We start from the raw sequence: 23,140 nt of genomic DNA on the forward strand, positions 1-23,140 counted from the left end.
GGTCTTTTCTTACCTTCAGAATGCTCGTTTTGTGATATTTATTAATGATCAATATCAATGTTGAACCTATTGGTACGGCGTACTCTTTTTTCATTTTTATGGAGAAATTTATGCCGAATATCATGGACGTAACACTGGGAGTGCCTAGCTGTTTTTACAGCAAAGCAGCATTAAACAACACGACTGCAATTTCAGTGGCGTCAGAGGCAATCGTAGATATTAACAACAATAATTTAGAGATGAAGACATTTAGCTTTCCGCCTCCCGCTTCTGAAAACATCACCTCGACAATGGGTGAAATTCGCGCCAGCAACCAACAGCAGGGGATAAAGGATGCGGTCCTTACGATAGAAGATGAATCAAAGATAGAGCAGGTACCCCAGGCTCAATCAAGAGTCGCATTGTCTAAAGTGCTGCTCGTCGGCACTATTGGCGCACTGGCGCTGACCGGTGGCGTCGCGGGCTGGTTTAGACTTGACTTGGGGCTTGGCCGAGGTTATTCGGGGAGTCGTGAAGCGCACATGAGACATGCGTTAGAAATAGCCAGAAATCCTAATAATATGAATATGTTTCATAATGATCACTAACGGATAAAAACTTTGCCCGTAATATTCCAATTAGTAAACAGTTTTTTAAGCAGGTTGATAACCGACATGCCTGAAAAGATTTTGCCGCCAATCCCTGGCGCGCAAGGCGTTGTGGTTAACGCTACAGCGTATGGATATCAATGCCGTCGCCAATGCTGCTATTTTGGTAGTAAGCGCGCGGAACTTCGACCTGATACTGCTGGTCACCATAGGCCACTTCCAAAATGTATTTTTCGTTTTCATAAGACTCGATCGGAATAAACCCGAAAAAGCCCTCTGCAACGCTGATGGTGCGCGAAGAGGGCACCGCATAGCGATGAACAATTTTGGCTCTGAGTGGCTCTTGCTTGCCGGTGATGTGGTTCCATACCAGATTGACAGGTTGCGACAGAGTGCTGAGCACGCCTGAGGCCAGCGAGTTCAGATCGCTTAAATTGGTCTTCAACGCGGAGGTTGAGTACCAGGCAGAGCGATCGTCAGGCTTACGTGTTGTCATAATTGTTACCTCGTGACAGTCTCGTTGGTCTATATATAACCTAATTACTATATTTTTCTGTCGCTAAGATCCAATCATTTTTTCAACTAAGTTAAGCCAAACAGAAGGTATCGGGCGATAAATTGCCTGCTAATCGCTTATGCAGTGGGGATTCGGCGGCGTTTTTCGGCTAGCAGCAGCGGGCAGGACGGGCACATGGCAATGTCCGGTAATTCGTGGCGCAGACAGCACTGGCGGCGAAAAAGCGGACTTTCAGGGTCGTGCGGATTTTCAGGGCGCAGTGGCTGAAACAGCGGATTTTTTCTTCCTGCCGAAAGTTCTCTTGCATCCAGTAACGCTTTGCCTTCGCTAACATCGGCCTTAACCAACTCAGCCTGCTGTATTCCCCAGCCCACGCGAACCGCCGCATTACCCCAGTAAATGCTGGGCTTTAGCCCCGAGAGGTCAGCCATCGCCTGACAAACGGGACGCAGGTGTTGTTCAATCATCTCTTCGAAACGCAGCAGTGGCGCCTCAACGCTCGGGGTAAACGCTGTTCCTTCACCCCGCAGATAAATCTGCGAGGGCAGGCCTTCCTGCTGCAGACTTAAAAACAGCCGCTCGGGACGGATAGGCAGTTGCCAGTTGTGGGTTAGCGACACGATCACCCAAGTGGGCAGCAGGTAGGCAAAGTACCACTGCGACCACATCGAAATACGCGCACGGCGTTTGTCCGTGTGAGCGGCATCTTCGGCGTGAAATGATAAATAGCGCTCAAGCAAACTGGCACAGCCCTGCTCGGTCGTCAGCAGGCTTAAAGGAAATGCATCCGTTACGTCGGGAGACATAAACTTCAACTGATCCGCAACCCAAGGCAGCGGGCCGCCACGAAAGCTATCGAAAAGTGTCTGCATAGTCAGGTTTAATAGAATCAGCCAATACGTTAGAGATAAATCATAGATACAGAAGAGTATCTAAATCCCAACAGAAATAATAATGATTTCTATTTGTATTGGCATTAATGGCTATTTTACGCTTAATAATTGTGCAGGGCTAAAGCAGCTTTGCCTGCTGCAAGATGTGTCTTATCTGCGCCTTTTTGTCATCACTTAACGGCTGGGCGGGGCGCAAAGCGTTCACCTGCACCTCAACGCCAACCAGACTGATGGCATATTTTATGACGTTATAAAACGGGGTATCTACTGCGTACAGTGGCGGCAACCATGAAAGGCGTTGTTGGAGTTCAACCGCCTTGCTGAAATCCTTGTCACGCCATGCCTGGTATATTCCGCAGGTAATTTGTGGTGCAAAATTGGCGCTGGCAGGAATAGCACCCGCACCGCCCAGAATCAGCGTACCAAAGAGGTATTCGTCATAGCCGGCGAATACTGCAAAATCCGCTCTCACCGGTAACACTGCCTGAATCGTCTCGCGGAGGTGATTAAGGCTGTCGACAGTGTCTTTGAGTCCTACGATGTTGTGATATTTTTGTGCCAGTTTTTTGATAACCGCCACCGGGATAGACTGCCCTGTGAGCGCGGGGAAGTTATAAATCACTATCGGCAGGTCGAGGTTTTCGGCCAAATAGCTGTAGTGCAGATAAATGTTTTCATCCGACAGCGGGTTGTAATAGGGATTGACCACCACCACGCCGTCGGCACCGGCATTCTTGGCATGCTGGGCAAAGGCAAGCGTTGCCTCGGTGCCCGGATGCGCTGCGCCTATCAATACCGGCACGCGTTTGTTGACGTACGCGGTGCAAAACGTGGCAACTTCATGGCGTAGTGCCTCGGACATATGCGCAAATTCACCGGCGCTGCCCAGAAAAAATAGCCCATTGACGCCGCCAGCGATTGTGAAATCAATCAGGCGTTTCATCGCTTCTTTGTCGAGCCGTTCTTTGTTATCAAAGAGGGTAGGAACGGGTGGGATCACGCCGTGAAACAGGGGAGTTGTCATTATTTTCTCCATGCCTATCAATTAAAAGAAACATCATTCATTTATAGAACGATGTTTCATTTTTATATATAGCCTGGGGGAAATTACCGCGCCTTAAGCGAGAAAATTGAATCACAGTCACATATTGAAGGTTACATCACCAGTGCTTGCCCATCTTTACGTGACTCAGTGGCGGCCAGATAATGGCCCTCGGGATGACGAACGATAACCTGCGCGCCGCCAAAGCTGTGGCCCTGAAGTGGATCCTCAACCAGCAGTTCATGGCCCATAGCCCGCAGCGCCGCCAACGTGTTGATATCCAGAGTCGATTCAATGGCGACCTTACGGCCCTCAATCACCCGCCAGCGCGGAGCATCGATAGCCGCCTGCGGATTTTGCCCATAAAGCATAATGCGGATAGCCAACTGCAAATGCCCCTGAGCCTGCATTGGGCCGCCCATCAGGCCAAATGACATCAGCGGCTTGCCGTCACCGTCGGTGGAAAAGGCTGGAATAATAGTGGTAAACGGGCGCTTGTTCGGGGCAACGCAGTTGGCGTGCGTAGGATCTAGCACAAAGCCGCAGCCGCGATTCTGCATACTGATACCGGTCCCTGGCACCACAATGCCGGAGCCAAAGCCCATATAATTCGACTGAATAAACGACACCATCATGCCGCTGGCGTCGGCGGTGGTGAGATACACTGTGCCGCCGGGCTTCGGTGAACCGTACGTGACGTCGCTGGCACGCAGGGGATCAATCAGGCTGGCCCGCTGTTGCAAATATTCGTCACTGAGCAGCTGTTCGGGGCTGAAATGCATGTGGTCAACGTCGGCAATGTGCTGGTCGAGGTCGGCCAATGCCAGTTTCATCGCCTCAATCGACAAGTGCAGTGTCTGCACCGAGTCTACGGGCTGCGTGCCAAAATCCAATTTCTCTAAGATACCCAGCGCAATTAGCGTGGCGATGCCCTGCCCGTTGGGCGGCAGTTCGTGCACGGTGCCCCCGGCGAAGGATTGGGTCATGGTCTCCACCCAGTCAACTTTATGATTTGCCAGGTCGTCAAGGGTCATGACACCGCCAAATTCGCGGCAATGATCAATCATTTTTTCTGCCAGCTCGCCGCGATAAAAAGCCTCACCTTCGGTTTTGGCAATCAGCTCCAGCGTGTCGGCCAGCGCCGGATTACGAAATATTTCGCCAATTTCGGGCGCAGCGCCATTGGGGATAAAACATTCGCTAAAGCCGGGTTGGTCGGCAAGCTTTTTGGCCGCTATTTTCCACAGGCGGGCGATCAGCGGTGATACCGGAAAACCGTGACGCGCGTAGTCTATAGCCGGTTGAGCCAGCGTAGTCAGCGGCAGCGTGCCGAATTTTTTCGCCAGCTCGACCCAGGCCGACACAGCGCCGGGGACGCTAACCGAATTCCAACCGTATGTCGGCACGGCGTCTTGGTCGGCGAAATATTCGGCAGTCCAGGCAGCGGGTGAGCGGCCAGAGGCATTCAGGGCGTGCATCTCCTTGCCGTCCCAAACGATAGCAAACGCATCACTGCCCACGCCGCAGCCGCTCGGTTCAACCACGGTCAGCGCCATCGCAGTGGCCACGGCGGCATCCACGGCGTTTCCGCCGAGCATCAGCATACGCATTCCTGCCTGAGCGGCCAGAGGCTGCGAGGCAGACACAGCATTGGCACCCATCATGCTTGGGCGCAGCGTAGGGTAAGCGACATTAAAATCGTAAGACTGAGACATCATGACTCCTGCAATAGAGAACCTGTTTTAGGGTGATATTCACGGCAAGGCGACGCAGCACGGCATCCACGGAGCAAGAATTGCTAGCAGATCAAACGCTATCACAATCTGTACAGCTATCACCGCGCTTTTGTTCGACAAAAATTTGCTAAGGGTCTAATCCAAGAGCAGCTACAGATTCAATAATGAACCTATGATGACGGAGATAAATGTCGAAACGTACCTGGCTACTCGCCAGAACATGCACCTTGCCGGTACGTCTTGTGATCGATGGCCGTGTTGTATAAATTAAATTTAAGAATCGGCACGTTGCCCTATAATGACTCATAAAAGAATGAGATGCAGATGAGAACGTTGAAGTTAGGTCATTCAGGTTTAGAGGTGTCAGCCGTCTGTTTGGGATGCTTGACCTACGCGCCTAAAGAGGCCAGTGGATATACGTGGTCGCTTGATGAGGCAGAGAGTCGCCCGTTTATTCGCAAAGCGCTGGAGCTAGGAATTAACTTCTTTGATACCGCCAACTCCTATTCCAATGGGGCCAGCGAGGAGATCCTCGGGCGTGCACTGAAAGACTATGCCAATCGCGACAACGTGGTTATCGCCACTAAGCTGTATAACCCTATTCGCAGCGGTCCTAATAGTAAAGGCTTGTCGCGCAAGGCAATTATGACCGAATGCGATGCAAGCTTGCGTCGTTTGGGAACGGATTATATCGATCTCTATCAGATCCACCGCTGGGACTACGACACGCCGTTGGAAGAGACGTTGGAGGCACTGCATGATTTGGTAAAAGCAGGGAAAGTGCGTTATCTCGGCGCTTCATCCATGTTTGCCTGGCAATTTTCGAAGGCACTGCAGGTGGCAAAATACAATCGCTGGACGCGCTTCATCTCTATGCAAAACCATCTTAACTTGCTGTATCGCGAGGAAGAACGGGAAATGTTGGGGTTGTGCGAAAGTGAAGGGATTGGCGTGACGCCTTGGAGCCCCCTGGCACGTGGTCTGCTTGCACGTCCTTGGCAACAGCCTACCAACAGCCCACGCGCAGGGCACGATAAGTTTGCCAGCAAACTTTATGCAGCGACTGCTGAAGCCGACAGACGGGTCATTGATGCGGTATCGTATGTTGCTGCTGAGCGCGGCGTACCCCAGGCACAGATAGCCTTGGCCTGGTTGTATCACCACAAATCAGTGATAGCACCGGTCATTGGCGCTACCCGCTTCACACATCTGGATGATGCCGCCGCCGCGAGTAATTTGGTTCTAACAGTTGAAGAAATACACACCCTTGAAGCGCCCTATATTCCGCACAATGTTGCTGAGCACGATTAGCTTAGGTTCGGTCAGCGTTTTCTTCTGCCTGCCAAATGTCGCTCATTACCGTCTCGAGTTTTTTAAATAGCCGATAGCGCGGTTCGTGAAACGCCAACAGTTCGGCTCTGGGCAGAAGCGGCTGCGGGCTGACGGTGACGACCTGTGCCACGCCTGTCGACAAATTCGACCAAATCCCCACGCCCACCCCAGCACAAATTGCGGCGCCTAGGGCACCGGTCTCTTTGCAGCGGGTTACGCGTATTGGAATGCCCAGTACGTCGGCAAACATCTGCGGCCAGATGCTGCTGCGCGCTGCGCCGCCGGAGAGTGTCGCCTGTTCAAACGCTATGCCCGCCGCGCGCAGCCTGTCGATGTGCGCGCGATGGGCAAAGATGACCCCTTCAAACAACGCATAGAGCATATCAGCGCGGGTGTGCCATCCGCCGAGACCATAGAAACCGGCCTTGGCAGGCCCTGCTTTGCGACTCGAGTAAAGATAAGGGTGATAGATAGGTAACTGATTATTGGGTGTTACGCTGGCGACAATGTCACTGCTGCGCGTGGCACCCTGTCCCGCGCGACCGTCGTCAAACTCGCGCAGGAACCAGTCAAGATTGGCCGCCGAGGTGGCGCTGGCTTCAATTGCCATATAGCGGTCGCATTCAATGACCGAATTCATAAAGACTGGCCGTAAATAGTCCGGTTTATCAACCACCACCTGATTAATGCTCCAGGTTCCCGCCACAATGGAGGCCTCGCCAGTATTGACTACGCCGGAACCGACGGCGCTGGCAACAACGTCGAAAATCCCGGCCACTATTGGCGTTCCCGCGAGCAGTCCGGTTAGCGCGGCGGCTTTTTGGGTCACGGTACCGACCACCTCACAGGATTCATGCAGCGGCGGCAGTAAAGGCAGGGCATCGGCGATGTCATACAGCGCCATCAGCTCGGAGTCATAATTTCTATTGGCGTAATAAAGCAGGCCAGCTCCGGCGGCGTCCGAATAGTCGCCAGAGATTTCACCGCTGAGAAAATGGACGATAACGTCCTTGGCAAACAGCACGTGTCCCAATTGGCGATATACGTCGAGCTGATGGCGTTTGAGCCAGCTTAGGAGGATTGGCGTGGCGGCAGGCCAAGGTTTTTGCAAAGAGCGCTGATAGATAGCGCGGTCGCCGCCGTCAATTTCCAGCTCGTGTACGCGGGTAGCGGCGCGATGGTCGATAGACTGGATCCCCAGCAGCGGCCTACGCTGTTTGTCGAGCGCATAAAGTCCGTTTCCGTGACCGGCAGCACCGACGGCAATCACCTGCAAATTAAGCTGCGCTGCCTGAGCCAGGCAGTCGCGAATAGCACGCGTTACGCCGTGATAAATGTCCTCGAGGGGGCGCTCGGCGAAACCCGGCTGCGGCTGGTGGGTTTCGCCTGCACATTCAGCGACAGAAAGCACCTTGCCTTGCAGGTCAAACAGCACTGCTTTTATCATGGTATTTCCGGCGTCGATCCCTAACAGACACTGACTCATAGCGTAACTCCACGACAATAACGAGGGGCAATCTTTTCAGTAGCGCTGATAAATTTCCAGCGCGTCGGCCCCGCTTGCACCCTGATGAATGATTGCCATCAGCGCCTTGACCACCTGAGAAGGATTGCTGTGCTGATACACGTTGCGACCATAGACCATGCCCGACGCACCCTGCGCCATGAGCGCGGCAGTCTTGTCCAGCACGGCAGAAAGCTCGCCTTTACCACCGCCGCGTACCAGCGTCGGGCAGCGTGCCGCCTCGACCACGAGATGAAAATCTTCAACGTTTTCGGTCGGGTCGGCCTTGATAATGTCGGCCCCTAATTCGCGCGCCAGTCTCACCAATGGCACAATTCTGCTGACGTCGCCGAGCGATCCATAGGCGGCACCCTGGCCGGCGGGGGCCATGACCAAGGGTTCAACCATCAGCGGCATGGCGTATTTTTCACAGGCGTGGCGCAGGCGACCAATGTTTTCGACACACTGGCGGAAAATGCCGGGTTCGTCGGGGATCATGTACAGGTTCACGACCACGGCGGCGGCATCCATTTGTAGGGCGGCGAGAATAGGCGCATCGGGATTGTGCAATACTGCCCACATTTCGCGGTGGCGGGCGGCGTTATAGGCATTGCCTACGTCTGTGCGCATGACCAGTGCCGGTTTTTTCTGTGCCGCATACTGCAATAAATCTGCTTGCCCGTAGTTGACCTGAATGGCATCCGGCTGTGCGGCAATCAGGCTGGTCATCACGCTGCTGATGTCCTCCAACCCAATCAGAAAGTCTGGCTCGTTGGCAATGCCGTGGTCGATAGCGACATCCAGACACTTTCCGTTAGTAAATAAACGGTTAAGTCTGACCTTATTCGTTGCTGACATGAAGAGGGCCCTCATTGAGATGCGTAGGGTAAAGCCCGGTCAGCCCGTGAAGGCTGGCAAGGCGTGAAAGCGTTGTTTGCAGATGTTGGGCGCTGCTCGCCGAGTCCCAGCCAAGTTCGGCAGCCAATAATTTACCCACTTCCGACACGCGCGCTTGGGTAAGTTGTCCGCCAATCGCCATCGGCGTTCGGCGCACCAGCAGGTCTTCGAGCGTTTGTACCTGCTCATGCTGAATGAGATAACGCAGCTCGTTGCGGCTGTACTCAGGGAAGTGTTCGAGTGGACTGTCAGCGTCAAGCGTCATAAACGCGGCAATGTCGGCGGCGGCTGTACCGTAACGGGTAAGTAGTTGACTGATGCGCGCATTCCCCAGGCCGGTCTGCTGGCTAATACGCTGTACCCAATCAGCCATTTTTTCATCGGCGGGGTAATTTTTTCCGCCGCCGATAGCCAGATCTTCAGTGTTCACTCGGCGTTTTTCGCCAAGCAGGTTTAACACTTTATCTGCCGCCTGCTCGCCAAATCGGCGAAACGTGGTCCACTTTCCGCCCACCAGACACAGGGTAGAATAGTCGCGACCGGCTTCTGGCGGCAGTAGAATCAGAGAGTGATTGCGCGAGATACGGCCATTTAGCGTGCTGTCGCTGGCGGGCAGGGGACGCACGCCGCTGAAGGTATACAGTACGTCGCTGTCGTTAATCGAAAACTGCGGAAAGATAAACTTCAGTGATTCGAGGATGTAGCGCTGCTCGTCGGCCTCGCAAATGACGTCGTCAGGATTATCAATGCGGATATCGGTCGAGCCAACTAGCACGTTGCCAAACCACGGAAACATGATGCAAACCCGTCCTTCCTGATTTTCGTAGTAAACCATTTCACCGTTGAGGGCCGCCAGCAGCCGGGGATGCCGGACTATTAAGTGCGACCCTTTAGTACCGCCAATCAGTTTTTTGGCCGACCTGCCCGGTATCAGCGTGCTATTCAGTCTGTCTATCCAAGCACCTGTCGCATTGACCACCACGTGAGGGTGTAGCGTAAACGGCTGCCCGCTGAGGGTGTCTTGCAGGGTTATGGTTTCGCCATCGCTGGCGATAAGTTTCACATAATTTAAAGCCAGAGCCTGCGGATTAGCCTGCTCAGCGTCGTTAACCAGCTCAATTCCCAATCTCTCGGGCTGACTTATCCAAGCGTCATAATACGTAGCACTGCATTTTACCCAACCGGCAAAGTCTGGCCAGCGCTGCTTGGTAGCGCGTTGGCTATTGAGTTGGTGGCGGGGCATTGAGCCGTGTTGACGGGTGTAGAGGTCATACATCGACAGGCCGGTCTTAATGATTAATGCGCCGCGGCGTGCGGGGCGTTCGCTAAGACGTAAAAAGCGTTTTCCCGCATTAATTAGCCCGCCGCTCCAGCTGTCGATTGGCACCGTTGTGCGCAGGGGATGAACGTAGTGTGGTGCATTTTTCAGTAGTCTATCGCGCTCTTGAACCGACTCTTTGACCAGCGAAAATTCACCGGTTTCGAGATAGCGTAGCCCGCCGTGAATCATCCGTGAAAGCGCGCCGCTGGCGGCCTGACACCAGTCTCCTTGTTCTACCATAACCACAGGAATGCCCTGCAGAGCCAGCTCGCGGAAGGTGCTGATGCCGTTGATACCCCCGCCGACAATAACCACAGGCGTAGCGGTCATTTGCTGTATTTTAATGATTTTCGCCGCGCGAATTTCGCCGCAGTTCTCTACCTGACTGAACATGTTGACCTCCTTTTACTGCCGTTTTCGGCAACGTCAGACTCAGCGCGCTAATCCTTAACGAGGTAAAAATAAATAATAAATTCAGGAATAGAGTTCATTAAGAGGTATAGGAGAGGTGGACGCTGAGGGGCAACAAAACTTTTGTAATACTTTCTGGAGTGTGATCCAGGTCAGGGGGGAACGGAGGGTCTTTTAAACATCACGCTGCGCGAAGGAGCCGCGTGATGTTTTACGGGGTCGGACCTTATGACTGAATCAATCGATGCTGAGGATTGCGCGCGTGGCAATCATTGACTGAGCGAGTGCGGTGCCGTCGCGATGCAGTTTGTTGAGCAGACTGCCTCCCAGCCAAAGTTGGTAGAGCGCCGCGGCGGTTTGTTGCGCATCAGCCACCGTCAGTGAGTTGTCCTTCTTCCCCTGCTCAATGCAGCGCGTCAGACGCTCAATAATTTGCGAGGTGCCGTCGCGCAGGGTGAGGCGCATTCCTTCAGAGAGATCGGCCACTTCGGCGCTAAGCTTCACCACCAGGCACTCCAGCGCTTCACACTGGTTTGAGGTAATGTCATAAGAGTAGCGGTCGTGCCAGTTTTGCCAGTAGCGCATGAGCCGTTCGCGCCCGCTGATGGCTGGGTTGGAAAATATCTGTTCGAGTTCAGAAACATAGTTGCGGAAGTAGTCCTCAAGCAGTGCCTGACCGTATTGTTCTTTTGACTTGAAATAGTGATAGAACGACCCTTTGGGCACACCGGCAGTTTGCAGAAGCTCGTTGAGCCCTACGCTGGTGAAGCCCTTGGCCGCCATCATCCGATAGCCGGTATCAAGTATGTGTTGTCGAGTATCATCATAAGCTTGTTTCATACGGCTGATAATATCACTCACTAGACCAGTCGTCTAGATTTCATCCAGTAAAATACTTCACCGCCATTATCGACAATTAAGCTCGACAAAATCATTCTCAGAAAAAAGTATTGACATCGAAAAGCAGGAGGTAGAGTATGCCCAAAGTTTATAGACGACTGGTCTGTTATTTATTTGAATCTTGCTGATGCAGCTTAAAGCAGGGCTCAAAATCCATAACCGGCCATGCGTTAGACTTTCTAAAATATAATGATGAGGTTTCAACATGAAAATTCTGATGGTACTGACTTCGCACGACACGCTGGGCAACACGGGCAAGAAGACCGGTTTTTGGCTTGAGGAATTTGCTGCGCCTTACTACGTATTTAAGGATGCCGGCGCCGAGGTAACACTGGTTTCGCCTGCGGGTGGGCAACCGCCGCTAGACCCAAAAAGTGATACGCCGGAAGCACAAACCGCAGAAACTGACCGATTCCGTCAAGACCCGGCAACCCAGCAACTGCTGGCAAACACGGGGCGCCTTGCCGACGTTAATGCCGCTGACTTTGATGCGGTGTTTTATCCTGGTGGTCATGGGCCGCTGTGGGATTTAGCAGAGAGTGCAGACTCCATCGCCCTGATTGAAGCCTTTGCTGCTCAGAAAAAGCCGCATGCTTTTGTCTGTCATGCGCCTGGCGTTTTGCGCCATGTAAAAAATGCAGATGGCAGTGCGCTGGTAAAAGCGCGCAACGTTACCGGATTTACTAATTCAGAAGAGGAAGCGGTGGGCCTGACCCAGGTGGTGCCTTTCCTGGTTGAAGACGAATTTATCCGTCTGGGCGGTCAATATTCAAAGTTGGGCGATTGGCAGGTTTATGTCGTGGTTGACGGTCTACTGGTTACCGGGCAAAACCCTGCGAGTTCTGCCGCGGCGGCTCAGGCATTAATCAAGCTGTTGGCCGAGTAATATCAAGCGGTTGGTAAAATAATACCAAGAATGATTCACCCGACGTGGCGGGTGAATCATAAGAGTTGGTAACGCCAGAGGCGTTAACTTGCAGACTGCGCTAGATTTTTTCGACGATCTTAGCCTTGCGCAGGCGATTTATGCTGATAATGAGGGCGAAAATTGTTGCCACCACGGCGACCCACAGGCTCATTGTTACGCCCTGTACCTCCGTCAGCGTAGTTGAATGCAGCACGTCGCCTGAATGCGCATAAATTGAAAGAATAACACCGACCAACGCCGCGCCAAGACATTGGCCAAGCGTGCGCATTATCGCCAGAACGCCCGACGCATAGCCGCTGTTTTCCCGAGAGGCGTTGGACAACATTTCGCGGTTGTTGGGGCTTTGGAAACAGCCAAACCCTATCCCGCACAGCAAACTGCGCAAACCAATATCCCAGTAGGCCGGATTACCTGGCAGCAGCGCCAGCAGCACCAGTCCGAGCGTAAAGAGACCCAGTCCCACGGTTGAAATTAATGCCGGTGAATAGCGGTCTGAAAGCCTTCCTGCATAAGGCGCGGCGAGAATAATGCCTATTGGCCAAGGGGTAAAAAGCAGCGCTGAACCAAACGCACTGTAGCCATAAACGCTTTGGAACAGAAACGGCAGTGCCACGAAAGTGATCCCCTGACCGACAAACGAAGACAAAGAGGTTAACGCCGCGAGCGAAAACCTCGCCGACGCAAACATACCCAGCGGCAGCAAAGGCTTTATCGCTCGACGCTGTCGCCAGACAAACGCCCAACCGGCAACGACGGCGGTCGCGCCGTAAGCGGCTGCGGCCATCATTGCATCCTCGCCATGAGTCTGTGAAAAACTGCTGGCGGCCATCACCAGCGCGCCCAGCGCCGTGGCGGACAACAGCGCGCCGGCAATATCAAAAGGCTCTTTAGTCTGTGGACGATTTGCTGGAATGGCGCGCAGTGCCAGTAATATAGCCATCGCCCCCAGCGGAATATTAATGGCAAACAGCCATTGCCATCCCAGTACCGATAATAGCGTGCCGCCAAAAATAGGCGCGACAGCGGTACAGGTGGCAATCAATAACGCATTGATCCCCAATATTCGCCCCAACAAACGGTTAGGAAAAGACTGACGAAGGACAGCCGGCGCAATGCTCAGCGTCGCCGCGCCGCCAATGCCTTGCAGCAGTCGCATTCCGATCAACATATCAAGCGAAGAGGAAAGGGCACAGCCAAGAGACGCCAGCGTGAACACGAATAGACCCAAAATAAACAGGGTACGAAAGCCAAATCGACTGGCCAGCGCGGCAAAAATTGCCAATGTCATGGCAGCAGAGAGCAGGTAACCATTCGCCACCCACACTGCGTCAGCCGCCGGAACGCTTAACGATTGTGCTATTCTCGGCAGAGCAATGTTGACGATCGAGCCATCAAATACCGCCATGGTTGTGGTGGTCATTACGGCCGCCATCGCTAAAAGCCGCTGTTGGCCGGGCAGTCCTTCATCCCCAGGTTGGTCAGAAAATAAAACCATCGTAAAAACCTCAGTTAATGATTAGCCGTTTGGCAATGCAATGACTATAGTCACCCTTTACAGCAGGCGGAAGACGCAACGGTTGCATTTATAACCTGCACCAAACGCCTTTCATGACGATGTGCCAAGGAATACGATGAGTGATGACTGAACCCGACCTTAACTTGCTCATTGCGCTCGACGCGCTACTGGCAGAAGGAAGCGTAGCCGCGGCAGCGCGTCGTTTACACCTTAGCGCTTCGGCGATGAGCCGCACGCTGGGCCGTCTGCGCAGCGTGACGGGCGATCCGCTGCTGGTGCGTGCAGGCCGGAATATGGTGATGACGCCCTACGCCGAAGCGATTCGCGAGCGCACCCAGCGCGCCGTTTCAGAGGCGCGGGCCGTGCTTCAGCCTCGTTTAGTTGAGCTTGATTTATCGACGCTGCGTCAAACCTTTACCCTACGTGCCAACGATGGTTTTGTTCAGGCATTTGGCGCGGCGCTGATTGCCGCGGCGGCAGAAGAGGCTCCGGGAGTTTGTTTATGTTTTATACCTAAGCCGGAGAAGAGTGCAAAATATCTGCGTGAAGGGTTGGTGAGTCTTGAAATAGGCGTGCTGGGCGAGATGGGGCCAGAAATACGGTTACAGGCGCTATTTCGAGACCGATTTGTTGGTGTGGTCAGAAAGGGGCATCCATTTGAAAATTACCCTACCGTGACCGCCGAACGCTATGTGGACTTTGCACACGTCGTAGCTTCACGGCGGGGAGAAATGATCGGTCCGGTAGATCAAGGGCTGGCCGAACGGGGTCTGCAACGCAAGATTGCCGCGGTAGTGCCTAACTTCTCCGCCGCGCTAGCGGTTGCCCAGGCGTCCGATCTGGTGGCGTTGGTGCCTGCCTCTTTTATCAATATTCAACCGAAAGGCGAGATCCCCGCGTTCTATCTTTTTGAACTGCCGGTAAAAACCCACGTCATTACCATTTCTCAAATGTGGCATCCGCGCTCGGAGGTTGACCCGGCCCACCGCTGGCTGCGGCAATTGGTGCTGCGCGTGTGTCGTCAACGGGTGCCCAACGGCTGACTAAACGCCGCATCTATCGGTTTGTGTTATACCATCAAAACAAAGCGCTATTGGCTACTGCGCCCCGCTGTCATTACTCTAGGCAGGACACGTGATATTCCCTCAACCCTCACTGACTTTCGCCGCCGCCAGACTGGATGGCACGCCTCCATCGCGGCAGTCGGATGCTATGACTTTGGAATCCCAGCACCATGCCTGATATCGCCGATCGCTTAAAGAATGTTACTGTTTCTGCCTCCGTTGCCATGACACAAAAGGCGCGCGACCTTGCTGCGCAGGGAGTGAGCGTGGTTACGCTCTCAACCGGTGAGCCAGATTTCCCTACGCCGCCGCACGCGATTGAGGCTGCCTATGCCGCCGCGCTCGGCGGTGACACGCGTTATCCGCCGACTGACGGTACCCCCACTCTGCGCGCGGCGATTGCGCGTAAATTCAAGCGTGACAACAATCTTGATTATGACGTGTCGCAAATTATTACCGCCGGCGGTGCCAAGCAGATTATCTTTAATGCCATGATGGCGACCATTAATGCTGGGGATGAAGTGATAATCCCGACGCCTTCATGGATAAGCTATGCCGATATCGTTAAGTTTGCCGGGGGGACGCCTGTTCCTGTCGCCTGCCCACAGGAGAACGGTTTCAAGCCTTACCCTGCGGATTTAGACGCGGCAATAACGCCTAAAACTAAATGGTTGTTATTGAATTATCCCAGTAATCCAACCGGTTCTGTGGCCACCCGCGCCGAGATTCAGGCCATCGCCGACGTCATGCTGCGCCATCCTAACGTGTGGATAATGACCGATGATATCTATGAGCATCTCATTTATGACGAGGTGACGTTTTACACGCTGGCAGAGGTGGAGCCGCGCCTGTTTGACCGCGTATTGACCGTTAACGGCGTGTCCAAGGCTTATTCCATGACCGGCTGGCGTCTTGGCTTTTGTGGCGGCCCCAAAGAATTGATTAAAGCCATGAGTAACGTGAATTCGCAAAACAGCGGCGGGGTGACGACCTTGACTCAGGCTGCCGCCGTGGCGGTGCTGGACGGTCCGCAAAGCCTGCTGAAAGAGCGCGCCGAGATTTATCGCCAGCGCCGTGATTTTGTGCTTGAACGTCTATCGACCATTGAAGGCCTGAGTTGCCATAGACCGCAGGGGGCATTTTATCTGTTCGCCAATATTGCCGCCTTTATCGGCAAGACGTCTGCTGGCGGCCGCAAGATTAACAACGATGCTGATTTCGTGATGGCGTTGATTGAAGAAAAGCACGTCGTGACTGTGCAGGGTGCGGCCTACGGCATGAGCCCTTATTTCCGCCTTTCCTATGCGACCAGCATGGAGATGCTCAAAGAGGGGTGCGACCGCATCGCCGCTTTTTGCGAAGGCATGGCGTAAGTCTTACAGAACAGAGAATGAAAAACGGGACCCCTGATAGGTCCCGTTTTTTTTAGCCAGCATTCAGTCTGGCAGACTGCACAGATAGGCGACTCAGCCAGCGCCTGACTTCCTCACCTACGCGAATGGCTTCGCGAGCATCACACTGAATCAGTTGAATCGATTCTCCGGCCTGAACCTGTCCCAGTCGCCATAAATCCTCTTCAATAATGCCCGCTATTTTCGGGTAGCCACCTGCGGTATTGGCATCACTCAGCTGCACGATCGGTTCTCCCGCTGGGGGCACTTGTACCACGCCGGGCACCAAACCATAGGAGCGCATCTCGAGAGTCTGCGAAGCGATTATCGGCTCACCGGACAGGCGATAGCCGGTGCGATTACTGTGCACTGAGACCTTCCAACTCTGCGACCAGAAGCGCGCGTGGTCGGACGAAAAAAGCGGGTATTCTCCGGCAGGAATAGCGCGAAGTTGAACCACGCCGTCGGCACGGCTGGAAAACAGGTCCGGCATGGCAACCTGCGGCGGCACAATACCCACGCCCTCGGTGGGAAGCGACGGTGCCCGAGTTTTCCCCAATGGAAGGACATCGCCCGATTGCAGCGGTCTTCCGCAGTGTCCGCCAAAGCTGCCGCGCAGGGCGGTGCTGCGTGAGCCAAGTACCAGTGGCACATCTATTCCTCCGGCGACGCACAGATAGCAGCGTGCTCCCTGACGAGGGAAAGACAGCTCCAGCTCTTGTCCTTTTTTTACCGAACATCCCCACCACGGCGGAAGTTCTGCGCCATCAAGCCGCGCACGCCCGTCTGCTCCGGTGATGACAATGCTGGTATCACATAAAAAACGCACCCGAAAGGGGAAGAGTTGAACTTCAATTGCGGCCGCGTTTTCCTCGTTGCCCAATAAAATATTTCCGGCACGCAGCGCCAGCGGGTCCATCACGCCAGCAATCGACACGCCTAGATGGCGAAATTCTTTGCGGCCTAAATCCTGTACGGTGTTCAGCGCACCGGTCTTAGTTATTTCAATCACAGCTCAATCCTTGCGGGTACAAAACGAACCGTATCACCTGGCGTCATTAATGCCGGGGATTCTGCCGTCGGGTCAAAAACGTCGATCTCGGCGAAGCCGATGGCGTTCCAACCGTTAGGACCGGTCAGCGCCGAAACGCCGGCCTGTTCGCCGCCGATGGTCACGGTGCCTTTAAGCATATTTAGTGAGGGGATTTTTTTCCTTGGCGTGGCGAGGGCGGGGTCAAGGCCGTGCAGATAGGCAAAACCTGGGGCGCTGCCGAGGGCAAAAACGGTGTAGGTTGTCTGATGGTGACGCCGTACGACCTCGGCGGCCGACAGCCCGCAGTGTTGGCAAACAGCGTCAAGGTCGGTGGCGTGTTTACCGCCGTAAATTACTGAAATTTCAATCATTTTCCCGTCAGGCATCACGTCCTGCGCCTGCTGCCATTGGTTTTCCAACATCAGCAAGGTGTCGTCATAGTCAATCGGCGTTTGGCGAAATACCACCAGCAAGTTGGTGACGCCGGGGATCAGCGATTCAACGTCTACCCGCTGTCGGAGTGCCGCCGCGAGGGACCATACTCGTCGTTGCGAAGGCAGGTCGAATGCTCCCGGCGCCTCAACCAGCCACGCCCGGCTGCCAATGGTTGACACTTTTATCGCGCCCCGTGGACTTCTTTTCCCAGCAAGCATTTTTAATCCTATGTTTAGCCAGCTCAGCATAGCGCGAGTATATAAGTACGATTTTGCACTGCATAAGAGGGAAACACTGTATGGGGATATGCGTTTTGTATGACCTTGAAGGCGTGTTGTTGCAGGATTGTCTTCAATACATCACCGCAGGAATATTAAGAACATATTACGCTGCTGAATTTTTATCTTGAATGCTATCTGAAATATAAACCAGAACATTTAAACTCACTTTACTTATTGACAATGTTATATGTCGTGGGTAAATTGCACGGGCCGGAAGTTGCGGCCTTTCTTAACTCAACATAAGAGCCTAATGGACACTGTATCGAGTAGCTTCCCGAATATCGTTTCTAAAGCGATTCGGAATATTAAACATGAAATTGACTGTGATCGTTTCATCGTTTTGGTGTGCTTCGCCGGAGCCTAACGCTCTTGTGTTAACTCACCTCAACCTGAATTATTACGGTCCAGAGGTGTGTTATGAACTTCAAATCTACTCTTTTCCCAACCGTCAAGGTGTCAACGTTAACGTTACGCGTTCGGCCGTCCCGAGACAGGGCGCAGGCTGAGCATAAAAAGCGTGATGATCTGACATTTTTGCGTAAAATCAGCCAATTAAATCATCGTGTAATCAACTGGCGCGTGAGTCCTGTCAGCGGCCAGCTTGAACAACGTTGCTCCTTTTCCGACAGCGAAGACCCACAAAGTCGATGCTTCTCTGCCTGATTCAGCACGTGGTTTGATATAAAGCCTGAATTCCACTTATAGGGATTAATTCAGCTTTAATGAGCCACGCTGAGTTTGCCATTATTTATGTCACGAGAATATTCCGTGTTTTTTTAAACGCCGTTTTCGCCTGCACGTAAATAAAATAAATTAATTATCTCCCAGTCTGTTTATTTATTAATAAATGGGCGGAGGTTTTGCGCCGAATATATTACAACACCGATTGCCTGAGTGATGAGGAATAGTTACGGCTGCCTAAAATTTGGCATCTGCCGTTAACTTCATCTTCACTGCGTGGCGACAGGAGTACTACCATGACCGTACAAAACAATAATGTTAAACAACGCGATAACAAAAATCGCAAGTCTAACGGCCTCTCCATGCGTGCCGTCCAAGAGGCCAAGAACGGCGTTGCGGTAACGCTGCTCAACCTTAATGCCACCAAAGAAGGACTGCTGAACGCCAGCGCGGCCGACCGTCTGGAAAAGCATGGCTACAACGAAGTCGTACACGACCGGCCACCTCATGCACTTATCCAGTTAATCAAGGCTTTCAACAACCCGTTTATTTACATTTTGGGCATGCTGGCCTGCATCAGTTTTTTCACCGACTACTGGCTGCCCATCCACCACGGCGATGACGGAGATCTGACCACTGTTATCATCATCGGCACCATGGTTAGCCTCAGTGGACTGGTTCGTTTTTGGCAGGAGCACCGCTCGGCGAAGTCGGCGGAAGCGCTGAAAGCCATGGTACGCACTACCGCGACGGTACTGCGTCGCAAGCACCTTGGTGAGGTGGGCAAGCTGCGTGAAATACCGATGCGTGAACTGGTGGTGGGCGATATCGTTCAGTTGTATGCCGGCGATATGATCCCCGCCGACGTGCGGTTGATTGAATCTCGAGACTTGTTTATCAGCCAGGCGGTATTAACAGGCGAAGCACTGCCAGTCGAGAAATATGACACGCTGGGTGATGTGGCACAGAAGTCCGCCAGCGATGAGTCTGGCGAAAACGATAATCTGCTGGATATTCCCAATATCTGCTTTATGGGCACCAACGTGGTCAGCGGCACAGCATTAGCCGTGGTCGTCGCGACCGGCCCGCGCACCTATTTTGGCTCGCTGGCGAAAGCCATTGTCGGTACGCGGGTCCAAACGGCCTTCGACCGCGGCGTCAACAGTGTCAGTTGGTTGCTCATTCGCTTCATGCTGGTGATGGTGCCGGTGGTGTTCTTGATTAACGGTGTGATGAAAGGCGAATGGTGGGATGCATTACTGTTTGCTCTGGCGGTTGCGGTAGGGTTGACCCCGGAAATGCTGCCGATGATTGTCAGCGCTAACCTGGCAAAAGGCGCGGTGGCGATGGCCAAGCGCAAGGTGGTGGTTAAACGTCTTAACGCGATTCAAAACCTGGGCGCGATGGACGTGCTGTGTACCGATAAAACCGGCACGCTGACGCAGGATAAAATTATCCTCGAGCACCATATTGATACGTTGGGACAGAAGAATGAGGCGGTGTTATCGCTGGCGTGGCTCAACAGTTATCACCAGAGCGGCATCAAAAACCTGATGGATCAGGCGGTTATTTATTTTTCCGAAAATGAACCACAGTTTGTTAAACCACAGGGTTTCAGCAAAGTTGACGAAATGCCTTTCGATTTTATCCGCCGTCGCTTGTCGATTGTGGTTAAGGATACGCGCGGCAATCACCTGTTGGTCTGTAAAGGTGCCGTGGAGGAGATGCTGAGCATTTCGACTCGGCTGGTAGAAAACGATCAGTGGGTTGAGCTGACCGATGCACATCGCGAGGCGTTGCTGGAAAGGGCCAATGACTACAACAAGCAAGGGTTCCGCGTGCTGGTGGTGGCGACCCGTGAAATCCACAAAAGTGAGGCTAAAAAACAATACTCCACCGGCGATGAGTCAGCGCTGATTATTCGCGGATTCCTGACCTTCTTGGATCCGCCGAAAGAAACGGCAGGTCCAGCCATTGCGGCCCTGCGCAGCATCGGCGTTGCCGTGAAAGTTCTCACAGGGGATAACGCCGTCGTTACCACCCGTATTTGCCGTCAGGTTGGACTCGAACCGGGTGAGCCGCTGCTGGGGCCTCAGCTGGAACGTATCGATGACGCGGCGCTCAAGGTGTTGGTGGAAGAGCGCACGGTGTTTGCAAAATTGACGCCGCTGCAAAAATCCAGAGTGCTGAAGGCCCTGCAATCCAACGGCCACACCGTCGGATTTTTGGGCGACGGCATTAATGATGCACCGGCACTGCGCGACGCCGACGTCGGGATTTCAGTAGACAGCGGCACTGATATTGCCAAAGAGTCGGCAGATATTATTCTGCTTGAAAAGAGCCTGATGGTGCTGGAAGAGGGCGTGCTGAAAGGGCGCGAGACCTTCGGCAATATCATGAAGTACCTGAATATGACTGCCAGCTCCAACTTTGGCAACGTGTTCTCGGTCTTGGTCGCCAGTGCGTTCATTCCGTTCTTGCCGATGATGGCAATTCAGCTGCTGCTGCAAAATCTGATGTATGACATTTCACAGCTGGCGCTGCCTTGGGACACCATCGACAAGGAGTTTTTGGAAAAACCACGCAAGTGGGATGCCAGAAATATTGGACGCTTTATGGTGTGGATTGGGCCCACGTCGTCAATTTTTGATATGACCACTTTTGCCCTGATGTGGTACGTGTTCGGCGCAAATAGCGAACATATGCAGACGCTGTTCCAGTCTGGTTGGTTTATTGAAGGCTTGCTGTCGCAGACGCTGGTGGTGCACATGCTGCGCACACAAAAAATACCGTTCATTCAAAGTACCGCTTCATTGCCGGTAATGCTGATGACCGGGCTGATTATGGCTGTCGGGATTTATGTGCCGTTCTCGCCTCTCGGACCGCTGGTCGGGCTTCAAGCGCTGCCTTGGGAGTATTTCCCGTGGTTAGCAGGCACATTATTTGCCTACTGCTGTGTCGCGCAGGGAATGAAAACGTTCTATATGCGTCGCTTCAAGCAGTGGCACTAAGGGGAATCACTCACCGTAGGGAAATCACCGTTTTTAACTAAACCATCAGGTGCCTAACTGTGCTTAATACCGCTTCACTTTCATTCACCTAGGTTTGTTGTCTGAGAAAGAGGAAGCGGCTTGCCTAAATCGTCTGACATTCTAGCGACATGTTATAGGCAAGGGGGCGGAATAACGTGGTTCTGTTTCAAACTCTAGGTGGAGTATAATTTATCTATAGCGGTTAATGCTTGCGGTAGAAATATAAAAACGCCGCTTTGTTAAATTTTATTACCCTGTGTTTTTAAATAAATTAACTTCAGCGAGTGGCGCACCAAGTGCACTCTATTTGTAAGTGAATCATGATCACAAAATTCACTTGCTCTTGTTGGTTGCCCTATAAAACCCGATTAAATAAATTGGTATGATTTTATTTTAGGCGTAATATTAAGCGCATGTAGCAGGAAATGAAGATTTAAAAGCGTTGTAAACGGTGTGAACTTCGGAGGATATATGAAAGTAGCTACAGTGATTGCCTCTAACGGTTTAATTGCTAAGGAGTTATTATACGTTGCAAATAATAAAGTCGGTCATACAAGTAATGTATCAGCGATAGACTTCGACTAGGGTGAAACTCTGGAAGAACTTGTTGCTCGTTACAGAGCTGCACTTCATAACCTTAATGTTCAGAATGGTGTTTTTCTTAATTTCCAGAGAATACAGTTGTCATTTTTATGTTGCCGGTCAGTTTGTCATTGAGAATAAAAATAGTGCGATTGTTACCGGCGTTAATCTGCCGATGTTAGTTTAATTATTACTTACAGATGAACAGGAAATAGATCCCCACATATTGGCAAAAAAAGCGCAATAATATGGAAAGGCTGGGATTAACTCCGTTGATAAAAATAATCTAGGAGGTGTTTAATCAGTGGGGGGGTATTTTTTTAAGAGGGTAAGTTACTTCGTGAAACAATTAAACAATTTTTTATTTTGAGGTAATTATGCCTGAAGTTAAATGTAAAGCAGTACTTTTTGATCTTGATGGCACGTTAGTTGATTCATGTTCATCTATAGAAAATTTCTGGTCTAGATGGGCGATAAAAAACCATATAGATGTTAATTATGTTCTTTCGGTAATACACGGTAGAAATATTGAGGAAGCCCTGAAACTGATTTCCCCCTATTTTCATAATGAAGACTGTATTGAGGAAATTAAAGTCCTTGCCATAGAAGAGTTAAGTCATGTCAGTCCCGTTGCTGGCGCAGTGGATTTTATGAAGAAAATACCAGTAAAACGTATCGCTATCGTGACTTCGGGTGCCTGGAAAGTGGCCATTGCCAGTATCCGCGGTGCCGGTCTGTCTGTACCCGACTTGGTTATCACCTCTGAAGATGTTTGGAATGATAAACCCGACCCAGAACCCTATCTGAAAGCCACGCAACTATTAGATGTGCAACCTGATGACTGCCTGGTTTTTGAGGATGCAGATTGCGGAATACAATCTGCCATTGCTGCTGGAATGCGAGTTATTGCTGTCGGGTCATTCAGCCATCGTCTGAAAAATCGTCAAGATGGCATGCAGCTTGATAATTACAAAAATATTCTGGTTGATATCGAGGGTGATTTAATGACTTTGAGCTGGTGATGTCTCATATAAACAAATAAATACTGAATTTTGCA

At 52.2% G+C, this 23,140-nt stretch carries 19 protein-coding genes; 7 read left to right on the forward strand and 12 right to left on the reverse strand.

All coding sequences use genetic code 11. From position 1 onward, the window contains the following. Positions 1-44: 44 nt before the first annotated feature. Positions 45-587, forward strand: coding sequence for a hypothetical protein (locus BS639_RS12820; RefSeq protein WP_139804096.1), 543 nt, complete (start codon positions 45-47; stop codon positions 585-587). 121 nt (positions 588-708) lie between these two features. Here the strand turns inward: BS639_RS12820 and BS639_RS12825 are convergent, their stop codons facing one another. From BS639_RS12825 to BS639_RS25235, 5 genes are all read right to left on the reverse strand, one after another. After that, positions 709-1,083, reverse strand: coding sequence for a hypothetical protein (locus tag BS639_RS12825; RefSeq protein WP_084983251.1), 375 nt, complete (start codon positions 1,081-1,083; stop codon positions 709-711). Positions 1,084-1,220: 137 nt separating this feature from the next. Beyond that, positions 1,221-1,976, reverse strand: a complete 756-nt coding sequence (gene fhuF / locus BS639_RS12830) for a siderophore-iron reductase FhuF (protein ID WP_084983252.1) — start codon at positions 1,974-1,976, stop codon at positions 1,221-1,223. Positions 1,977-2,115: 139 nt separating this feature from the next. Beyond that, a complete protein-coding gene (locus BS639_RS12835; protein WP_084983253.1) occupies positions 2,116-3,021 on the reverse strand; it encodes a dihydrodipicolinate synthase family protein in 906 nt (301 codons plus the stop codon). 131 nt (positions 3,022-3,152) lie between these two features. Continuing rightward, positions 3,153-4,754, reverse strand: coding sequence for a gamma-glutamyltransferase family protein (locus tag BS639_RS12840; protein WP_084983254.1), 1,602 nt, complete (start codon positions 4,752-4,754; stop codon positions 3,153-3,155). 39 nt (positions 4,755-4,793) lie between these two features. Then, positions 4,794-4,895 (reverse strand): hypothetical protein, encoded by a 102-nt coding sequence (locus BS639_RS25235; RefSeq protein WP_324187990.1) that lies wholly within the window; start codon positions 4,893-4,895, stop codon positions 4,794-4,796. A gap of 204 nt (positions 4,896-5,099) precedes the next feature. Between BS639_RS25235 and BS639_RS12845 the strand changes: the two genes are divergently transcribed. Beyond that, a complete protein-coding gene (locus BS639_RS12845) occupies positions 5,100-6,086 on the forward strand; it encodes an aldo/keto reductase (protein WP_084983255.1) in 987 nt (328 codons plus the stop codon). 1 nt (position 6,087) lies between these two features. On the opposite strand, the gene BS639_RS12850 is transcribed toward BS639_RS12845, so the two are convergent. The 4 genes from BS639_RS12850 to BS639_RS12865 all read right to left on the reverse strand — a co-directional run bounded on the left by BS639_RS12850 (position 6,088) and on the right by BS639_RS12865 (position 11,080). Beyond that, positions 6,088-7,593, reverse strand: coding sequence for an FGGY-family carbohydrate kinase (locus BS639_RS12850; protein ID WP_084983256.1), 1,506 nt, complete (start codon positions 7,591-7,593; stop codon positions 6,088-6,090). Between the two features lie 36 nt (positions 7,594-7,629). Beyond that, positions 7,630-8,469 (reverse strand): class I fructose-bisphosphate aldolase, encoded by an 840-nt coding sequence (locus BS639_RS12855; protein WP_055770809.1) that lies wholly within the window; start codon positions 8,467-8,469, stop codon positions 7,630-7,632. After that, positions 8,453-10,222, reverse strand: coding sequence for a glycerol-3-phosphate dehydrogenase/oxidase (locus BS639_RS12860; protein WP_084983257.1), 1,770 nt, complete (start codon positions 10,220-10,222; stop codon positions 8,453-8,455). The genes BS639_RS12855 and BS639_RS12860 overlap by 17 nt, the downstream gene beginning before the upstream one ends. Before the next feature lie 255 nt (positions 10,223-10,477). Beyond that, entirely contained in the window at positions 10,478-11,080 is a 603-nt protein-coding gene (locus tag BS639_RS12865) for a TetR/AcrR family transcriptional regulator (RefSeq protein ID WP_055772412.1), read from the reverse strand. 265 nt (positions 11,081-11,345) lie between these two features. On the opposite strand from BS639_RS12865, the gene BS639_RS12870 reads away from it, so the two are divergent. Next, positions 11,346-12,026 carry a type 1 glutamine amidotransferase domain-containing protein gene (locus BS639_RS12870; RefSeq protein ID WP_055770815.1) on the forward strand — a complete coding sequence of 227 codons (681 nt, stop codon included), beginning with the start codon at positions 11,346-11,348 and terminating at the stop codon, positions 12,024-12,026. 100 nt (positions 12,027-12,126) lie between these two features. Here the strand turns inward: BS639_RS12870 and BS639_RS12875 are convergent, their stop codons facing one another. Further along, entirely contained in the window at positions 12,127-13,563 is a 1,437-nt protein-coding gene (locus tag BS639_RS12875) for an MFS transporter (RefSeq protein ID WP_055770818.1), read from the reverse strand. A gap of 143 nt (positions 13,564-13,706) precedes the next feature. On the opposite strand from BS639_RS12875, the gene BS639_RS12880 reads away from it, so the two are divergent. Together BS639_RS12880 and BS639_RS12885 are read left to right on the forward strand one after the other, a co-directional pair. Continuing rightward, entirely contained in the window at positions 13,707-14,627 is a 921-nt protein-coding gene (locus BS639_RS12880) for a LysR family transcriptional regulator (RefSeq protein ID WP_084983258.1), read from the forward strand. A gap of 191 nt (positions 14,628-14,818) precedes the next feature. Continuing rightward, positions 14,819-16,021: a pyridoxal phosphate-dependent aminotransferase gene (locus BS639_RS12885; RefSeq protein ID WP_055770824.1), complete on the forward strand. Its 1,203-nt coding sequence runs from the start codon at positions 14,819-14,821 to the stop codon at positions 16,019-16,021. Positions 16,022-16,073: 52 nt separating this feature from the next. Here the strand turns inward: BS639_RS12885 and BS639_RS12890 are convergent, their stop codons facing one another. Together BS639_RS12890 and pxpB are read right to left on the reverse strand one after the other, a co-directional pair. Next, complete coding sequence (locus tag BS639_RS12890; RefSeq protein ID WP_055770827.1) at positions 16,074-17,051, reverse strand: 5-oxoprolinase subunit C family protein; 978 nt, start codon at positions 17,049-17,051, stop codon at positions 16,074-16,076. Next, a complete protein-coding gene (gene pxpB / locus BS639_RS12895) occupies positions 17,048-17,725 on the reverse strand; it encodes a 5-oxoprolinase subunit PxpB (protein ID WP_228779627.1) in 678 nt (225 codons plus the stop codon). The genes BS639_RS12890 and pxpB overlap by 4 nt, the downstream gene beginning before the upstream one ends. Before the next feature lie 1,040 nt (positions 17,726-18,765). Between pxpB and mgtA the strand changes: the two genes are divergently transcribed. Together mgtA and BS639_RS12910 are read left to right on the forward strand one after the other, a co-directional pair. Next, entirely contained in the window at positions 18,766-21,480 is a 2,715-nt protein-coding gene (gene mgtA, locus BS639_RS12905; RefSeq protein WP_084983261.1) for a magnesium-translocating P-type ATPase, read from the forward strand. A 980-nt stretch (positions 21,481-22,460) separates the two neighbouring features. After that, positions 22,461-23,105, forward strand: a complete 645-nt coding sequence (locus tag BS639_RS12910; protein ID WP_084983262.1) for an HAD-IA family hydrolase — start codon at positions 22,461-22,463, stop codon at positions 23,103-23,105. Positions 23,106-23,140: the final 35 nt, after the last annotated feature.

The sequence above is a fragment of the Rouxiella silvae genome, assembly GCF_002093625.1.
GTDB classification, from domain to species: Bacteria; Pseudomonadota; Gammaproteobacteria; order Enterobacterales; family Enterobacteriaceae; genus Rouxiella; species Rouxiella silvae.